The organism is Falsiroseomonas sp. (assembly GCF_041690465.1).
Lineage (GTDB): Bacteria > Pseudomonadota > Alphaproteobacteria > Acetobacterales > Acetobacteraceae > Falsiroseomonas.
This window is the reverse complement of the sequence record NZ_JAWLHG010000015.1, coordinates 42,611-57,487: the sequence shown is the minus strand read 5'-3', so window position 1 is coordinate 57,487 and position 14,877 is coordinate 42,611. Positions and strand designations below refer to the sequence as shown.

Genomic DNA, 14,877 nt, shown 5'->3' with positions numbered 1-14,877 from the left:
GCATGCCCACCTATCGCTTCCCGCATCTCGATCCGCACCAGGCGCGTCGGCGCGCGCCGACCGATTGGGAAGTCTCGCTCGCCGGCGCGATCGAGCAGGCCTTCGGCCAGGGCCATCACGACCTGCCCGCGCTGGTCGCAGCGCTCAACGCCTCCCGCGTGCGGCCGCGCGAGGGCGGCAGCTGGACCGAAGCCAACTTCACCGCGCTGATGCGCGAACTCGGGGAATGAGGCGATGAGCGCCGTTCTCGACAAGCCAGCTGCGCCAAGCGACGTGGAGGTACGCGCCGCGCTGGCCACCGGGCTGCGCAACCGCTGGTATCCGGTGCTGCCCTCCCGCTTCGTGGAGACGGGCGGCAAGCCGGTCGGCCTCACCCGCCTCGGCGAGCCCATCGTGCTGTGGCGCGACGCAGGCGGCGTGGTGCATGCGCAGGCGGATCGCTGCCCGCATCGCGCCGTGCCGCTCTCACGCGGGCGCAACGAGGGCGACCGGCTGCGCTGCGCCTATCACGGCGTGGAGGTGGGGCCGGACGGCACGGTGCTCGCCGTGCCCGGCCAGCCGGGCTGCGCGCTGGAAGGCAAGCGCATCGTCAGGACCTACCCGGCCGCGGAATGCGCCGAGGCGATCTGGCTCTGGTTCGGCGACGCGCTGCACCCCGAAGCCGCGCCCTTCACGCCGCCCGAGCAGCTGGCGGGCGAGGATTGGTCGCGCTTCTGCTGCTACGCGGACTGGAATGCCTCCTGGCGCTACATCTACGACAACCTGATGGACCCGATGCACGGGGCCTATCTGCACGCCAACTCCCATACGATGTACCAGGGCGACACCGAAGCCCGCTTCGTCACCCGCGACACCGGGAAGGGCTTCGTCTTCGAGAAGGAAGGCCAGCGCGACGTGAACTTCGACTGGTCGGAGTTCCTCGACGACGGCGCGCTGTTCGTGCGGCTGGAGATTCCCTATCCGAGGACCGGCGGCCCGGGCGGCAACTTCGCCATCGTCTCGGTCATCACGCCGATCGACGAGACGAACTCCGCCTGCTTCTTCTTCCGCTGCCGCCGCGTGCAGGGCTGGCAGCGCGATGTCTGGCGCTTCCTCTACCGCACCACGCTGGAGCCGCGGCACTGGCACGTGCTGGAACAGGACCGCGAGATGCTGGATGGCTGCGGCCTCGGGCTCGAGCGGCACGAGAACCTCTACCAGCACGATGCCGGGCTGATGCGCCTGCGCCGCCACCTGGCGCGGGAAGCGCGCAACCAGCTCATGGCGCTGCGCGAGGCCGGCAAGGCATGACCGCGCCCGATCGCCGGAGCGCGGAGGCGGCGGAGCCGCCGAGCACCGGAGGCGTGAATCGGCCGCGCCAGACCACCTCCATCGCCATTCTTGGCGGCGGCATCGGCGGCCTGGCCGCGGCGATCGCGCTGCGCCAGGTGGGCTGCCAAGTGAAGGTGTACGAGCAGGCCTCGCGCTATGCCCGCATCGGCGCCGACATCAACCTCACGCCCAACGCCGTGCGGGCGCTGGACGGGCTCGGCATCGGCAAGGCGCTGCGCCGCCGTGCCGCGCGGCCGAAATTCCGCATCAGCCGCATGTGGGACACCGGCGAGGAGACCTCGCGCCTGCCCATGGCCAAGGAGGCGGAGCGCAAATACGGCGCCCCGCAGCTCACCCTGCACCGCGCCGACCTGCTCGCCGCGCTGGAATCCGCGCTGCCGGAGGATGCGGTGGAACTCGGCCGCCGCGCGGTGACGGTCGCGCAGGATGGCGAAGGTGCGGCCATCGCCTTCGCCGATGGACGGGAGGCGCGGGTGGATGCGCTGGTCGGCGCCGACGGCATCCACTCCGTCGTGCGCACCGCGTTGCATGGCGTGGAGCATCCGCGCTTCACCGGCGTGGTGGCGTTCCGCGCGGTGGTGCCGAAGCGCCGGCTGCGTGGCCTGCCGAACCTCGACAGCTTCACCAAATGGTGGGGCCCCAACCCGCAGAGCCAGATCGTCACCTTCCCGCTGAATCGCGGCCGCGACATCTTCATCTTCGCCACCATCGCCCAGGAGAGCTGGCGCCACGAAAGCTGGACCCAGCCCGGCAGCGTGGACGAGCTGCGCGAGCTCTACGCCGATTTCCACCCGGAGGCACGGCAGCTGCTCGATGCCTGCGACGCGGTGCTCAAGACCGCGCTGTGGGAACGCGACCCGCTGCCCTTCTGGTCGCGCGGGCGGATCACGCTGATGGGCGATGCCGCGCATCCGATGCTGCCGTTCATGGCGCAGGGCGCGTGCCAGGCGACCGAGGATGCCGTGGTGCTGGCGCGCTGCGTGCAGGCCGCACCCGACCTCGCCGCGGCGTTCCGGCTGTTCGAGGAGGCGCGGCTGGAGCGCACCGCGCGCATCCAGCTCGGCTCGCGCGCCAACACCTGGCTGCGCGAGGGCGGCAACGCCGACTGGGTCTATGGCTACGATTCCTGGACGGTGCCGCTCGGCGCGCCCGCGGCCCAGCCGGCGTGAGCGCACCGGTGCCGCGCGCCGGCAAGCCCGCACATGCTTGCGGCGCAGGAGAACGCTATCATCTCTCGCGCCGGGCCGCGTTCCCGGATGGGGACATGACACTGGACTGAACGAGAGAGGAGAGCGGAGGCGATGGGGTTCTCGGGCGTGGATGCCGTGACCTTCGGCGTCGCCGATATGGGGGAGGCGCAACGCTTCCTGGAGGATTGGGGCCTGCGTCAGGTCTTCGCCGCCGGCGATCGCCTGGTCTACGAAACGCAGGATGGCGGCGAGGTCATCGTGCGCCCCGCCGATGCGCCCGACCTGCCGCCGGCGATCGAGCCGGGCAACACGCTGCGCGAGGTGGTCTGGGCTGCCGCCGACGCCGGCGCGCTGAAGGCCGGGCTGGAGCGGCTGAACGCCAAGGGCGTGCTGGAGCCCGGCCCGGACGGCTTGCCGCGCGCAACCGACCCGAACGGGTTGCGCAACGCCTTCCGCGTCACCCGCCGCCGCGCCGTGACGGTGACGCCGACGCCGGTGAACGCGCCGGGCAACCCTGCGCGGGTGGATCGCCGTTCGCCGGTGCATGAGCAGGCCTCGCCGATCAAGCTCGGCCACATCGTGCTGTTCGCCGCGGACTTCGCCGCGATGCGCGCCTTCTACACCGAGGCGATGGGCTTCATCGTCAGCGACGAGTATCCCGGCCACGGCGTCTTCCTGCGCTGCCGCAGGCGTGGCGAGCACCACAACCTGTTTCTGCTGAACCGCCCGGGCAAGCCGGGGATCAATCACGTCGCCTTCACGCTGACCGACGTGCACGAGGTGATCGGCGGCGGCATCGCCATGGCGAAGAAGGGCTGGAAGACCGAGATCGGGCCCGGGCGGCATCCGATCTCGTCGGCCTATTTCTGGTATTTCCACAACCCGCTCGGCCCGCCGCTCGAATACTACGCCGATGACGACTACTGCACCGAGGCCTGGGTGCCCGGCGAGTTCACCCGCAAGCCGGAGCTCTTCGCCGAATGGGCCATCGCCGGCGGCATCGACGGCACCACGCGGCGGCAGGTGGTGGCGGTGGACGACAGCGGGCGCGGGAAGGCGTAGCCCGCGATCGCCCGGGGTGTGCAGCCAAAGGCGGGCACGCCAGGGCGTGAATCGCCGGCTTGAAAGGCCCAGCTATCCCGTCACATTCGCCGGGTCGGTGTTCGACCCGCACACCACCACCGCCACCCGCGCGCCGGGTGGCGGCACCCAGGCACCGGAGGTCAGCGCGGCCAGCGCCGTCGCGCCGCCGGGCTCCGCCACCAGCCGCAGCGCCTGCCAGAGAAGGCGCTGCGCATCGCGGATCGCCGCATCCGTCACCAGCACCGCCTGCCCCACGTGGTCCTTCGCCACCGCGAACATCAGAGCGCCCACCTGCCGCGCGCCCAGGCTGTCCGCCGCCACGCCGCCCACCGGGCAGGGCACCGGGCGGCCCTCCTTCAACGCGGTCGCCAGTGTCGGGCAGCTTTCCGGCTCCACGCTGGTCACCTGCGTCGGCGTGCCGGCGTACCAGCCGGCGATGCCGCCGATCAGCCCGCCGCCGCCGGTCGCCACCAGCACATGCGTCGCCTCGGGCGCATCTGCCTCCAGCTCCAGCCCGACCGTGCCCTGGCCGGCCAGCACCTCGGGCTGGTCGTAGGCATGCACCACCAGCGCGCCGGTTTCCGCCGCGCGCGCCTCGCTCGCCACGCGCGCCTCGTCGTACGCCGCACCGATCCTGTGCAGCACGGCGCCATAGCCCTCGATGCGCGAGGTCTTCGCCGCCGGCGTGCCGGTCGGGCAGAACACCTCCGCCCGCACGCCGAGCGCACGCGCCGCATAGGCCACCGCCGCGCCGTGGTTGCCGCCCGAGGCGGTCGCCACGCCGGCCGCCGGCAGATCCGCCGAGAGCATCCGGTTGAAGGCGCCGCGCGGCTTGAAGCTGCCGGTCGCCTGCAGCAGTTCGAGTTTCAGGATCAGCGGGATGTCGAGGCCGAGATCGGCACCCGCCATCCGCATCACCGGCGTCCGGCGGACATGCGGCGCGATGCGCGCGGCGGCGGCTTCGATCTCGGGGCGCGTCGGGTGTGTCATGGGGCCAGAGGCTGCCAGCCTCGCCCCGCCAGATCAATTCGGCGCCTCGTCAGTTCAGCCGCTCCGCGGCGCGTCAGTCCAGCCGCTCCGCGGCGGCCAGCCAGCAGCCCGGCCGCGCGGTGTGGATGTTCACGAAGCGCGTGCGCGCATCGCCCAGCGCCCGCAGCAGCGGCCCCTCCACCTCCGCGCCGGCGCAGACCTGGCCGAGGTCGTAGAGGCACATCTCCGCCGCGTCATAGGCCCGCACCGAAACGATGCCGTTCGCCAGCACCGTCGGCGCGATCTCGTTCTCCGCTTCGAAACGCGGGCAGTCCCTGGCGTGCAGGAAGACCGGGCTCGGCGTCCAGTACACCCCGCCCGGCCGCGGCAGGTCCCAGCTGCCAAGCAGCATCGCCTCGCCCGCCTCGCCGAGCCTGAGGCAGTGCCGGCAGGGGAAGCCCGGCCCGTCCACCATCCTTCGATGCAGCCGGCCGCCGCGGTCGTCGCGGCCGGTCTCGCGGAAGCGGCGCGCGACCTCGGTCGGCATGGCGATGCAGCGGAAGCCGGGCATGGCGGGATCCTCCTTGTGGTGTCGCCCCCTCTGCCACGCGGCTGGCACCGCCGCCTTCCGGTGGTTGCGCCGGCATTCCGGATGACCCCCTACCCCCTGGAGAGGGGGGTCCCTTCACCCGCCGCCACCTTTCTGCCATGGTCCGCCCCGGCTGCATGGGGTGCCGACCGGGATGCCTCTCCACGCCTCCTGCGCCGCGCGTGGCGGCGATGGCGTGTTGTTCCTCGGCCCGCCGGGGGCTGGGAAGTCGGAGCTCGTGCTCCGGCTGATCGGGCGTGGCTGGGCGCTCGTGGCCGATGACCAGGTGGACCTCGCCCCCGACCCCGTGGACGCCCTGATCGCCACCCCCCCGCCCGCGCTGCATGGCATGCTGGAGGTCCGCGGCTTGGGCATCTTCCGCGACCTGCCGGTCGCCGCGCCCACTAGGCTGCGCCTGGTGGTGGACCTGCTGCCGGCCGGCGAGCAGCCGCCCCGCCTGCCCGCACCCCGCGCCTTCGAGGCACATGGCCGCTCCCTGCCCCGCGTCGCGCTGGCCGGGCACGAGGCCGCCTGCCCGGACAAGATCGCGCTCGCCCTCGACGCCGCCTGCGGCCAGGCCCGCCAGGTGGCCGGGGCCTTCGCCGCGTGACCGGGCCGACAGCCAAGGGCCCGCGCCCCGTCGTGCTGGTCACCGGCCTGTCCGGCGCCGGCAAGGCCTCCATCCTGCGCACGCTGGAGGATCTCGGCTTCGAGACGGTGGACAATCCGCCGCTCACCATCCTGGACGAGCTGGTCGCCGACGGCGCCACCCCGATCGCCATCGGCGTGGATGCCCGCTCCCGCGGGTTCCAGGCGGCGGAGGTGCTGAACGCGCTCGGCAAGCTGCGCGCGCGGCACGACATCGCCACCAGCCTGGTCTTCGCCACCGCGGACGACGCGGTGCTGCTGCGCCGCTTCTCCGAGACGCGGCGGCGCCACCCGCTGGCCCCCGGTGGCTCCCTCGGCTCCCGCGTGGCGGAGGGCATCGCGCGGGAGGCGGCGCTGCTCGCCGGGCTGCCGGAGGCGGCCGACCTGCTGGTGGACACCTCCGACCTGCCGCTACCGGAGCTGCGCCGGCTGATCGAGCGCCGCTTCCGCCCCGAAGGCGCGGCCGGCCTCGACATCGCGATCATCTCCTTCGCCTATCCGAAGGGTCTCCCGCGGGAGGCGGATCTGGTCTTCGACATGCGCTTCCTGCGCAACCCGCACTACGATCCGGTCCTGCGTCCGATGACGGGCAGGGATGCGCCCGTCGCGGCCTTCGTGGAGGCGGATGCGGATTTCGCGCCCTTCTGGGCCCGCATGACTGGCCTGCTTGAGCTTCTGTTGCCCCGCTACGCCGCAGAGGGGAAGAAGTACCTCGCCATCGCGGTCGGCTGCACCGGGGGGCGCCATCGCTCCGTGCTTGTGGCGGAGCGCCTGGCGGCCCATCTGGAAGCGCGCGGACGGCAGGTGGACGTGGTCCACCGCGAACTCGCGCCCGCCCCGGCACCGAATGCCGGGGGCGGTGCTTCCCAGGCGGGGCGGGAGGCCCTGGCACACTCATCATGACGGCTCATCGACACAGGCTTACGAAGGGCGAGAAACACGCCCTGCAGCGTTCCGCGTTCAGGCGGGACGCCAGCCGATGATCGGCCTCGTCCTCGTCACCCATGGGCGGCTCGCGGAGGAACTCCGGTCGGCGATGGAGCATGTGGTCGGCCCGCAGGACAGCGTGGCAACCGTCTGCATCTTCCCCGAGGACAAGCTGGATTCCCGGCGCGAGGACATCCGCAGCTCGATCGGCGAGGTGGACCAGGGCGACGGCGTGGTGGTGCTGACCGACATCCTCGGCGGCACGCCCTCCAACCTGGCCTTCCAGCTCTGCGACCACCGCACCGTGGAAGTCATCGCCGGGGTGAACCTGCCGCTGCTGGTGAAGCTGGCCAAGATCCGCGGCACGGAGCCCTTGTCCGAGGCGGTGGCGCATGCCACCGCGGCAGGGCGCAAATACATCGCCTGCGCGGCCGAGGTGCAGGATGCGGGCAAGGCCGATGTGCCCGCCACCGCACCCGCCGCCGCGACGGGGAATGGGCCTGCCGCCGCCGGCGGCAATGGGCCCGCCGCCAAAGGCGGCAACGGGAGAGACGCATGAACGAATGGCCCGATGAAGGTGGCGAAGCCAAGGCCAGCACCCCGGCCCCGGTGTCTCTCTCGGGCCTTGCGCCCGCGGCCGATCCCGGGCCATGCGGCTGCGACCCGTCGGGAGGCATGGTGATGCGGCGGACGCTGAAGATCACCAACAGCCGCGGCCTGCATGCACGCGCCGCCGCCAAGCTGGTCGGCGTGGCGGAGCGCTTCTCCGCCTGCATCAATGTCTCGCGGCACGGCCAGACGGTGCCGGCCTGCTCCATCATGGGGCTGATGATGCTCGGCGCCGGCCAGGGCAGCGAGATCACCCTCGAAGCAGAGGGCTGGGACGCCAAGGAAGCACTCGAGGCGGTGGCCGGCCTGATCGAGGCCGGCTTCCATGAAGATTGACAAGCCCGAGCGCGGCGAACGCCCGGAGCCGAAGCCTGCCGCCGAAGCCGGCCGCCGTCACGGCCGCCGCACCAGGGAGATCCTGATTCGCGGCATCCCGGTCTCGCCCGGCGTCGCCATCGGCGCCGTCTTCGACACCAGCGAGCCGCCCGCCGAGGCGCCCCGCCGCAGCATCGAGCCGGACGCGGTGGACGCCGAGAAGCAGCGCCTGGCCGCCGCCGTCGCCACCTCCCGCAAGCAGGTCGGCAAGCTGAAGATGCGCCTCTCCGTGCTGCCCGAGGAGGCGCAGGAGGAGCTGGAGCCGCTGCTCGACGCCTATGCGATGATGCTGGGCGACAGCCGCCTGATCCGCGGCGCCCGCAAGCGCATCGAGCAGGGCCTGCTGGCCGCCGAGACCGCGGTCGCCGACGAGGCGGACGCCATCGCCGAGGCGATCCTCGCCGCCCGCGATGACGACAAGGCGGGGCTGCGCCGGCGCGCCGGCGAGGTGCGCGAGATCGCCCGCCGCCTGACCCGCAACCTCACCAAGAATCCCTTCCGCAGCTTCAAGGACGTGCCGGAAGGCGCCATCCTGGTGGCCGAGGAACTCACCCCGGCCGATGCCGCGCTGCTCGACCCCTCCCGCATCGCCGGCGTGGCGACGGAGGAAGGCGGCGCCGACGGGCATACCGCGATCATGCTGCGTGCGCTCGGCATTCCCGCCCTGCTCGGCGCGCCCGGACTGACGGAAGCGGCGCGGCGCGGCGATGGGGCGGTGCTGGATGGCGCCGCCGGCAGCCTGGCGCTGCACCCCACCGCGGCGACGCTCACCCATGCCAGGGAGCAGCTCGCGGCCTATGCGCGCGAACGCCAGCGCCTCGGCAAGCTGCGCCGCCTGCCGGCGGTCACCACCGATGGCGAGCTGGTCGAGCTGCAGGCCAACATGGAGATCCCGGCCGAGCTGCCGCTGATCGCCCAGGCCGGCGCCCAGGGCATCGGCCTGCTGCGCTCCGAATTCCTGTTCATGAACCGCGAGGACCTGCCCGGCGAGGACGACCAGTTCGCCGCCTATGGCCCGATCGTCGAGGCGATGAACGGCGACCCGGTGACCATCCGCGTGCTCGACTGGGGTGGCGAGAAGGACATGCAGGCGCTGGCCGCCGGCGTCGAGCCGCATCATGTCAGCCCCAACCCAGCGCTCGGACTGCGCGGCATCCGCATGCTGCTGAAGCGGCCCGAGCTGCTGGAGGCGCAGTTCGCCGCCATCCTGCGCGTCGCCGCCGCCGCGCCCGATGGCGTGGTGCGCGTGCTGCTGCCGATGGTCACCGTGCCGGAGGAGGTGAAGTCGGCGCGCGAGATCTACGAACGCGTCGCCCGCCGGCTCCGCCGCCGCGGCGAGAAGCTGCCGGAGAAGCTGCCCGAGCTCGGCGCGATGATCGAGACGCCGGGCGCCGCGCTGGCCGCCGATGCCATCGCGCTGGAGGCCGATTTCTTCGCCATCGGCACCAATGATCTCGCGATGTACACGCTGGCGGTGGATCGCGGCGACGCCGAGGTCGCGCATCTCTACGACCCGCTGCATCCGGCGGTGCTGCGCCTCGTGCAGTTCAGCACCGAGGCGGCGCTGCGCCTGCGCATGCCGGTCTCCATCTGCGGCGAGATGGCGGGCAATCCGCAGCTGGTGCCGCTGCTGCTCGGGCTTGGCATCCGCTCGCTGTCGATGAATGCGAGCGCGGTGCCGCGGGTGAAGCAGGCGGTGCGCGCGCTCGACATCGGCGACTGCGCCCGCTTCGCCCGGCGCGTGATGGAGCAGAGCGACCCCGTTCGCATCCGCGAGCTGGTGGACGGCTTCGCGACCGGCGTGACGGAGCGCGGCTGAAGCCTCCCGCCCTGCCCTTTCCCTGCGCAACATGACCACCGGGAGTGTCCGAATGGACGGCATCGTGAACACCTCTGCGGCGCAGCTTGCCGCCCGCTACGGCGGGGCCGCACCCGATGTCGCCGCCCCCGCCAACCAGGTGCTGGACACCCTCCTCGGCCACCGCTCGATCCGCGCCTTCCTGCCGACGCCGCTGGCCGATGGCGTGCTGGAGACGCTGGTCGCCGCCGCGCAATCGGCGCCGACCTCCTCCAACCAGCAGGCCTGGAGCGTCGTCGCCGTGCAGGACCCGGCGCGCAAGGCGCGGCTCGCGGCGCTGGCGAACGGCCAGAAATTCATCACCCAGGCGCCGCTGTTCCTGTGCTGGGTCGCCGACCTCTCGCGGCTCTCGCGCCTCGGCAAGGCGCATGGCCGCCACCTGGAGGGGCTGGACTACCTGGAATCCTTCATGGTCGCGCTGGTGGATGCCGCGCTCGCCGCGCAGAACGCGGTGGTGGCCGCGGAAGCGCTCGGGCTCGGCACCGTCTATGTCGGCGCGCTGCGCCACCACCCGGAGAAGGTCGCGGAGGAACTCGCCCTGCCGCCCAACGCCTTCGCCGCCTTCGGGCTGAGCGTCGGCCATCCCGATCCGGCCGTCCCGTCCGCCGTGAAGCCGCGCCTGCCGCAATCGCTGGTGCTGCACCGCGAGCGCTACACGGTGGCCGACGAGCCGGCCGAGATCGCCGGCTACGACCAGCGGCTCGGCGACTTCTCCGAGCGGGTGGGCATGGGCCGCCAGGACTGGACGCAGCGCATGATCTCGCGCGTCGGCACCGCCGCCTCGCTGAGCGGCCGCCACCGGATGAAGGAGGCGCTGCGCGCGCTCGGCTTCACGCTGCGTTGAGCCCCCGGCGGGGCGTTCACGCCCCGCCGCGGTCGGATCCGGCGCGCCCCGATCCTGCCGCGATCGGGCCGCCTGCGTGCCTTTCCGCCCCGTCAGCCTTCCCTCCTGACACGGAGGGAGTTGCCGATGCGCCCGATACGCCGCGCCGCCGTCACCGGCCTGTTCGCGCTCTGGCTCGCGCCGCTCGGCGCGATGGCCGAGAGCCAGTCCTCGAATTCCTCCACCAACTGCTCGAACGGCGATTGCACGCGGGTGGAGACGCGGCTGATCGAGGATCGAAACGGCCGCCGCGGCTGGACGCGGGTGGAACACTGGCGCGAAGGGCAGCGCTGGCGGCGGGAGGAGCGGGGCGGCCCCTACTGGTCGCCCCGCCTGCGCCGCGACCGGGATCGCGACGACGACGACGACGATGATTGATCACGCGCCTGGAGGCGCCTGGCGCAGCTGGCCCCCCGGCGGCCTCAGCGCCTGTGGCGCCATCGCCCGGTGACGGCGCGCAGCACCACCAGCGCGGAGATGACGACCAGGGCGATCAGGAAGGGCGTCGCCGGCATGGCGTAATGCGCCGTCAGCGCGCGGAACGACGTCGCGTCGATGTAGGCAAGCACCGCCAGCCTGGCGAGCACCGCCGCGAGGCACCCGCCCATCAGGGCCAACAGCGCCACCGCCTCGGGCTCCGTCCGTAGCCGGAGAAGCTGCAGGATCAAGGCCGGCACGACCAGCGGAGAGAGCGCCAGCAGCACCACGCCATAGATGTGCGCGAAGCGGCGCAGCCGCTCGAAGGTGGCGGCGAGCCGGCGCTCGTCCAGCGGGACATGGATCGCCGAGGCGTCGCTGATGCCGCCGATGTGGAGCGTGAAATCCCCCACGTCGCGACCGCCGCGGCCCAGCTGCCGCAGCGGCACCCGTTGCGCCGACGCCTCCGCCATGCGCAGGGTCAGCGCGCACCCCGCCTGCAGGCAGTCGGTCGCGATCGAGAAGCGGAGCGCCTGCAGCCCCGGCCGCCCCTGGCGCGCGAAATGCTGCACCACATCCTCGACGGCCCCTTCGGTGATGGTCGTCGCCGAGGCCACGCCGGGCGCACCGACCTCGATCGAGATCGCTTCCGCACCGGCGACCCAGCCCGAGATCATCAGCGGCCGCTCGAAGACGGGCGCCGTGGTCGGGATCGGTCCGGCGATCGCGGCGAAGCGGGCCAGATCCTCCGGCGCGCCGCTGACCGGACGCCAGGCGAGATGCGGCGCGCGGAAGTCCAGCAGCTCCGCGCCGCCCGCCAGCATCCCCCGCAACGTCGGCCCGACATAGGAAAGCCGGAAGGGCGGGGCGATGCCGGCGCGGCGCGCCGAGCAGCGCAGGGCGCCGGAGTCGCAGGCGGCGTTGAGCTCCTCGGCCATCGCGCCGAAGCGCTGCTGCGCCAGGGCGGCGGTGCGGAACCACCCCTCCCGCATGGCCGCCTCGCGCAGCGCCCACAGGAACCATCCCGCACCGATGCCCTGCGGGCAGGGATCGAGTTCCAGCTGCTCGCAGGTGACGCGCCGCCAGCCGGTCACCTCGTCGAGCCGCAGATGCGCGAGCAGCGGCCGGCCCGTCGGGCTGTGCGTGGCGATGGCCTCGGCGGTGGCCGGCGTGAAGGGGATGTCCGGTCGCCAGTCGCCCGTCTCGATCCGCATGATGGCGCCGTACGCCTGCGCGAAGCCGCCCGATTTGAGGTCGTTGGTCGATGCCACGCCATAGCGGTGCAGGTTGAGCGCCAGCGGCACGCCGAGCCCGAGGGCGACGCCAAGCCCCGCCGCGAGCGGAACGCGGATGGCGGGCCGCCGCAGCGAGAAGCCGAGCCGCGCCCTGCCCGGCTCCCGGCGAAGCACCGCGGCGAGGAGCAGCGTCAGCAGGGCGGGCAGCAGCCAGATCCCCTCCTCCCGGGTCAGCCAGAAATGCGCGAAGAGAAGGCCCGCGGCGAAGCCCGCCAGCTTCCGCCGATTGGCAAGCCACGCGCCCCTTGTCCGCCCGGCAGGCGTCAGCGCGAGCCATGCCACCAGCGCGAACAGCCCCAGGCTGAGGCCGGTGTAGAAGCTCTCGCGATTGATGCGCTGGGCGTCCAGCGTCCACAGGGCGGGGTTCGCTGCCAGCGCCACGAAGAGCAGGCAGCCCCCGGCCCGCGACCTCGCCACGCGCGCGAAGGTCCATGCGAGCAGTGCCGCCGCCAGCAGGTAGAGCGCATGCTCCACCAGCTTCACCGGCAGGCCGAGCCCGCCGGCGATGGCAAGGAACAGCGGGTAGCCGGGGCCCTTGATCAGGGTGAGGCTGTCGTAGCGACCCAGCCAGTGGCCGCTGGCGATGTTCAGCGCGAGGGAGACGAACAGCCCGTCATCGTGGCCGGCATCGGCGACGGTGACGATCGGCAGCGATGCCCGCGCCCAGAGGCTGAGCGCGGCAGCGAGAAGCACGCCGGCCGCCAGCAGGATGGTGCCGGGCCGCATCGCGCCGGCCCCGGCGCCGCGGCGCGTCGGACGAGGCCGGATCACGCGGCGCCGCCACCGCGCCTCAGCCCGATCAGCAGCAGGTTGCTTGGCCAGAAGCCGAGGCTCGCGGTCTCCACCCGGGCGTCGAAGTCCCGCAGGCCGGCGGCCGAACAGGCGCGCAGCAGGTCCGTGCGCGTCATCAGGTTGAGGTTCTCCTCCGCGGCGAAGAAGCCCCTTCCCGTCCTGCGCATGATGTCCCGGAAGATCCGCGGCGGCAGCCAGTGGACGAGCGGCAGCACGGTGTGGAACTCGACCGGGAACCAGCGGTTCGGCGTGGTGATGAAGAAGGCCCGGCGGCAGACCCTGGCCGCCTCCGCGATCATCTTCGCCTGGTTGGCCGCGGACCCCACATGCTCGATCACCGCCGAGGCATGCACGACGTCGTAGCTGCGTTCGGCGAAGGGCAGGTCCAGCGCATCGGCCTTGATGAAGCGCATGCCCTCGTACAGCTCGGCCAGGAAGGAGGCATCGTCCACGCCGCAGGCGGTGACGCGGTGCTTGTGCGGATACCAGGCCTCCAGGTAGTTCGACGCCTCGTAGGTGCGGTCGCTGGTGACGCCGACGTCGAGGATCGTCGCCTCCGGATCGGGCAGGCCGCATGCCTGCAGGAAGCGGTCGAACATCCGCCTGCGCTGGTAGGCAGCGATCCTGACCGGCAGGCTCTCCGGCGCCGCGACGTTGTACTGGGCGTTGACGTCAGCCATCGAGCACGTTCCCCGCACCCGCGGCGCGGCCGCGGGTACCGTCGAACGGCAGTCTCAGCATGCCGATCAGGAAGGATGCGAACAGCAGCTGCAGCCCGATCACCGCCCCGGTCAGGCCTGCGATGACCGCGCGCGGCGCCATCGGGTCCACCAGCGGCCCGAAGGAGACGGAGGCCCAGAGCAGAAAGGCATAGAGGAACACGCCGCAGCCGAGCAGCAGCACGACGCCGCCCAGCATCGCCAGCCGCTCGGTCGTCAGCCAGCGATGCAGCATCAGCGCGCGATCCGACCATGGCAGCAGGCCGGACATCGCGGCGAAGTGCCGCGACACCGCCCCGAAGGTGAGGATCTGCGTCCCGAGCAGGCAGGCGAAGCAGCAGAACACGAAGGTGTTCAGGTCGAAGGCGATGCTGTCCAGCCGGACCGGGCCGAACAGCAGGATCGCCGCCCCAAGCGCGCCCATCACCGTCAGGACCAGCCCTGGGAGGATGTAGAGCCAGCGCGGGCTGTAGATCAGCAGGAACTTCAGGTGCCGCCACCCGTCGCGCCAGGTGCGCAGGTGTGGCGGGCGCGAGCGGCCATCCTTCGCCAGCGTCGTCGGCACTTCGGTGATGCGCAGTCCGGCAAGCGCGGCGCAGACCACCATCTCGCTCGCGAATTCCATGCCGGCCGTCCGCAGCCGGAGCGCGCGGATCGCATCGGCGCGGAATCCGCGCAGGCCGCAGTGGAAGTCGCCGATGGACGCACCGAAGAACAGCCGCCCGACGAAGCTCAGCACCGGGTTGCCCAGCCAGCGATGGAGGAACGGCATGGCGCCGGGGGCGATGCCGCCCTTGAAGCGGTTGCCCATCACGAGGTCCGACCCGCGGCGCAGCTCCTCCAGGAAGGGTTCCAGGGCCGAGAAATCGTAGGAACAATCGGCATCGCCCATGACGATGTAGCGGCCGCGCGCCGCCCCAATGCCCGCGCGCAGCGCCGCCCCATAGCCGCGCTCCGGCACCTCCACCACCCGCGCCCCGGCCGCCAGCGCGATCTCGCGGGAGCCGTCGGTGGAACCGTTGTCGGCGATCAGGATTTCACCGCGGACCTGGTTCCGGAGCAGGAAACCCGCTGCCGCGGCTATGCACTGCTGCAGGGTCTCGGCCTCGTTCAGGCAGGGCATGAGGACCGTCAGTTCGTAGTCGGTGCCGCCTTCCACCCACGCCTCCCGGAACCCCGCCCTGCCGTCAC

15 protein-coding genes and 1 pseudogene are annotated in these 14,877 nt (G+C 72.4%); 11 read left to right on the top strand and 5 right to left on the bottom strand.

Annotation, left to right across the window (positions count from 1 at the left end; all coding sequences use genetic code 11):
* Window positions 1-2 precede the first annotated feature (2 nt).
* The 4 genes from ACESM1_RS16005 to ACESM1_RS15990 all read left to right on the top strand — a co-directional run bounded on the left by ACESM1_RS16005 (window position 3) and on the right by ACESM1_RS15990 (window position 3,584).
* Window positions 3-230, top strand: coding sequence for a recombinase-like helix-turn-helix domain-containing protein (locus ACESM1_RS16005; protein ID WP_372621679.1), 228 nt, complete (start codon window positions 3-5; stop codon window positions 228-230).
* A 4-nt stretch (window positions 231-234) separates the two neighbouring features.
* On the top strand, window positions 235-1,290 hold the full coding sequence (locus ACESM1_RS16000; protein WP_372621677.1) for a Rieske 2Fe-2S domain-containing protein: 1,056 nt from the start codon (window positions 235-237) through the stop codon (window positions 1,288-1,290).
* Window positions 1,287-2,501, top strand: coding sequence for an FAD-dependent monooxygenase (locus tag ACESM1_RS15995; protein WP_372621675.1), 1,215 nt, complete (start codon window positions 1,287-1,289; stop codon window positions 2,499-2,501). The genes ACESM1_RS16000 and ACESM1_RS15995 overlap by 4 nt, the downstream gene beginning before the upstream one ends.
* Window positions 2,502-2,633: 132 nt before the next feature.
* Complete coding sequence (locus ACESM1_RS15990) at window positions 2,634-3,584, top strand: VOC family protein (protein ID WP_372621673.1); 951 nt, start codon at window positions 2,634-2,636, stop codon at window positions 3,582-3,584.
* Between the two features lie 72 nt (window positions 3,585-3,656).
* Here the strand turns inward: ACESM1_RS15990 and ACESM1_RS15985 are convergent, their stop codons facing one another.
* Window positions 3,657-4,595 (bottom strand): threonine/serine dehydratase, encoded by a 939-nt coding sequence (locus tag ACESM1_RS15985; protein ID WP_372621672.1) that lies wholly within the window; start codon window positions 4,593-4,595, stop codon window positions 3,657-3,659.
* Between the two features lie 73 nt (window positions 4,596-4,668).
* The gene (locus tag ACESM1_RS15980) at window positions 4,669-5,145 is read right to left on the bottom strand and encodes a DUF1203 domain-containing protein (RefSeq protein WP_372621671.1); all 477 of its coding nucleotides are present in this window, start codon (window positions 5,143-5,145) and stop codon (window positions 4,669-4,671) included.
* Between the two features lie 172 nt (window positions 5,146-5,317).
* Between ACESM1_RS15980 and ACESM1_RS15975 the strand changes: the two genes are divergently transcribed.
* The 7 genes and pseudogenes from ACESM1_RS15975 (at window position 5,318) to ACESM1_RS15945 (ending at window position 10,841) form a co-directional block, all read left to right on the top strand.
* Window positions 5,318-5,773, top strand: a complete 456-nt coding sequence (locus ACESM1_RS15975) for an HPr kinase/phosphorylase (RefSeq protein ID WP_372621670.1) — start codon at window positions 5,318-5,320, stop codon at window positions 5,771-5,773.
* The gene (gene rapZ, locus ACESM1_RS15970) at window positions 5,770-6,714 is read left to right on the top strand and encodes an RNase adapter RapZ (protein WP_372621669.1); all 945 of its coding nucleotides are present in this window, start codon (window positions 5,770-5,772) and stop codon (window positions 6,712-6,714) included. Before ACESM1_RS15975 ends, rapZ begins: the two co-directional genes overlap by 4 nt.
* Window positions 6,715-6,790: 76 nt before the next feature.
* Window positions 6,791-7,177, top strand: a pseudogene (locus tag ACESM1_RS15965) (PTS sugar transporter subunit IIA); the annotation flags it as partial.
* 242 nt (window positions 7,178-7,419) lie between these two features.
* Window positions 7,420-7,683, top strand: coding sequence for an HPr family phosphocarrier protein (locus ACESM1_RS15960; protein WP_372621665.1), 264 nt, complete (start codon window positions 7,420-7,422; stop codon window positions 7,681-7,683).
* Window positions 7,673-9,541 carry a phosphoenolpyruvate--protein phosphotransferase gene (ptsP, locus tag ACESM1_RS15955; protein WP_372621663.1) on the top strand — a complete coding sequence of 623 codons (1,869 nt, stop codon included), beginning with the start codon at window positions 7,673-7,675 and terminating at the stop codon, window positions 9,539-9,541. The genes ACESM1_RS15960 and ptsP overlap by 11 nt, the downstream gene beginning before the upstream one ends.
* Before the next feature lie 52 nt (window positions 9,542-9,593).
* Complete coding sequence (locus ACESM1_RS15950) at window positions 9,594-10,424, top strand: NADPH-dependent oxidoreductase (RefSeq protein WP_372621662.1); 831 nt, start codon at window positions 9,594-9,596, stop codon at window positions 10,422-10,424.
* A gap of 126 nt (window positions 10,425-10,550) precedes the next feature.
* Entirely contained in the window at window positions 10,551-10,841 is a 291-nt protein-coding gene (locus tag ACESM1_RS15945) for a hypothetical protein (protein WP_372621660.1), read from the top strand.
* Window positions 10,842-10,885: 44 nt separating this feature from the next.
* Here the strand turns inward: ACESM1_RS15945 and ACESM1_RS15940 are convergent, their stop codons facing one another.
* Genes ACESM1_RS15940 through ACESM1_RS15930 form a run of 3 tightly spaced genes read right to left on the bottom strand, consistent with a single transcriptional unit; the run spans window position 10,886 to window position 14,845 of the window.
* Window positions 10,886-12,946 carry a hypothetical protein gene (locus tag ACESM1_RS15940; protein ID WP_372621659.1) on the bottom strand — a complete coding sequence of 687 codons (2,061 nt, stop codon included), beginning with the start codon at window positions 12,944-12,946 and terminating at the stop codon, window positions 10,886-10,888.
* Window positions 12,943-13,647, bottom strand: coding sequence for a class I SAM-dependent methyltransferase (locus ACESM1_RS15935; RefSeq protein ID WP_372621657.1), 705 nt, complete (start codon window positions 13,645-13,647; stop codon window positions 12,943-12,945). Before ACESM1_RS15935 ends, ACESM1_RS15940 begins: the two co-directional genes overlap by 4 nt.
* On the bottom strand, window positions 13,640-14,845 hold the full coding sequence (locus tag ACESM1_RS15930) for a glycosyltransferase family 2 protein (protein WP_372621656.1): 1,206 nt from the start codon (window positions 14,843-14,845) through the stop codon (window positions 13,640-13,642). The genes ACESM1_RS15935 and ACESM1_RS15930 overlap by 8 nt, the downstream gene beginning before the upstream one ends.
* Between the last annotated feature and the right edge of the window lie 32 nt (window positions 14,846-14,877).

Excerpts from the sequence above, each read along its gene's own strand:
- ACESM1_RS15980 (WP_372621671.1), bottom strand. The coding sequence starts at position 5,145 with ATGCCCGGCTTCCGCTGCATCGCCATGCCGACCGAGGTCGCGCGCCGC.
- ACESM1_RS15950 (WP_372621662.1), top strand. The coding sequence starts at position 9,594 with ATGGACGGCATCGTGAACACCTCTGCGGCGCAGCTTGCCGCCCGCTAC.
- ACESM1_RS15985 (WP_372621672.1), bottom strand. The coding sequence starts at position 4,595 with ATGACACACCCGACGCGCCCCGAGATCGAAGCCGCCGCCGCGCGCATC.
- ACESM1_RS15960 (WP_372621665.1), top strand. The coding sequence starts at position 7,420 with ATGCGGCGGACGCTGAAGATCACCAACAGCCGCGGCCTGCATGCACGC.
- ptsP (WP_372621663.1), top strand. The coding sequence starts at position 7,673 with ATGAAGATTGACAAGCCCGAGCGCGGCGAACGCCCGGAGCCGAAGCCT.
- ACESM1_RS15935 (WP_372621657.1), bottom strand. The coding sequence starts at position 13,647 with ATGGCTGACGTCAACGCCCAGTACAACGTCGCGGCGCCGGAGAGCCTG.
- ACESM1_RS15975 (WP_372621670.1), top strand. The coding sequence starts at position 5,318 with ATGCCTCTCCACGCCTCCTGCGCCGCGCGTGGCGGCGATGGCGTGTTG.
- ACESM1_RS15995 (WP_372621675.1), top strand. The coding sequence starts at position 1,287 with ATGACCGCGCCCGATCGCCGGAGCGCGGAGGCGGCGGAGCCGCCGAGC.
- ACESM1_RS15990 (WP_372621673.1), top strand. The coding sequence starts at position 2,634 with ATGGGGTTCTCGGGCGTGGATGCCGTGACCTTCGGCGTCGCCGATATG.
- ACESM1_RS15945 (WP_372621660.1), top strand. The coding sequence starts at position 10,551 with ATGCGCCCGATACGCCGCGCCGCCGTCACCGGCCTGTTCGCGCTCTGG.
- ACESM1_RS16005 (WP_372621679.1), top strand. The coding sequence starts at position 3 with ATGCCCACCTATCGCTTCCCGCATCTCGATCCGCACCAGGCGCGTCGG.
- ACESM1_RS16000 (WP_372621677.1), top strand. The coding sequence starts at position 235 with ATGAGCGCCGTTCTCGACAAGCCAGCTGCGCCAAGCGACGTGGAGGTA.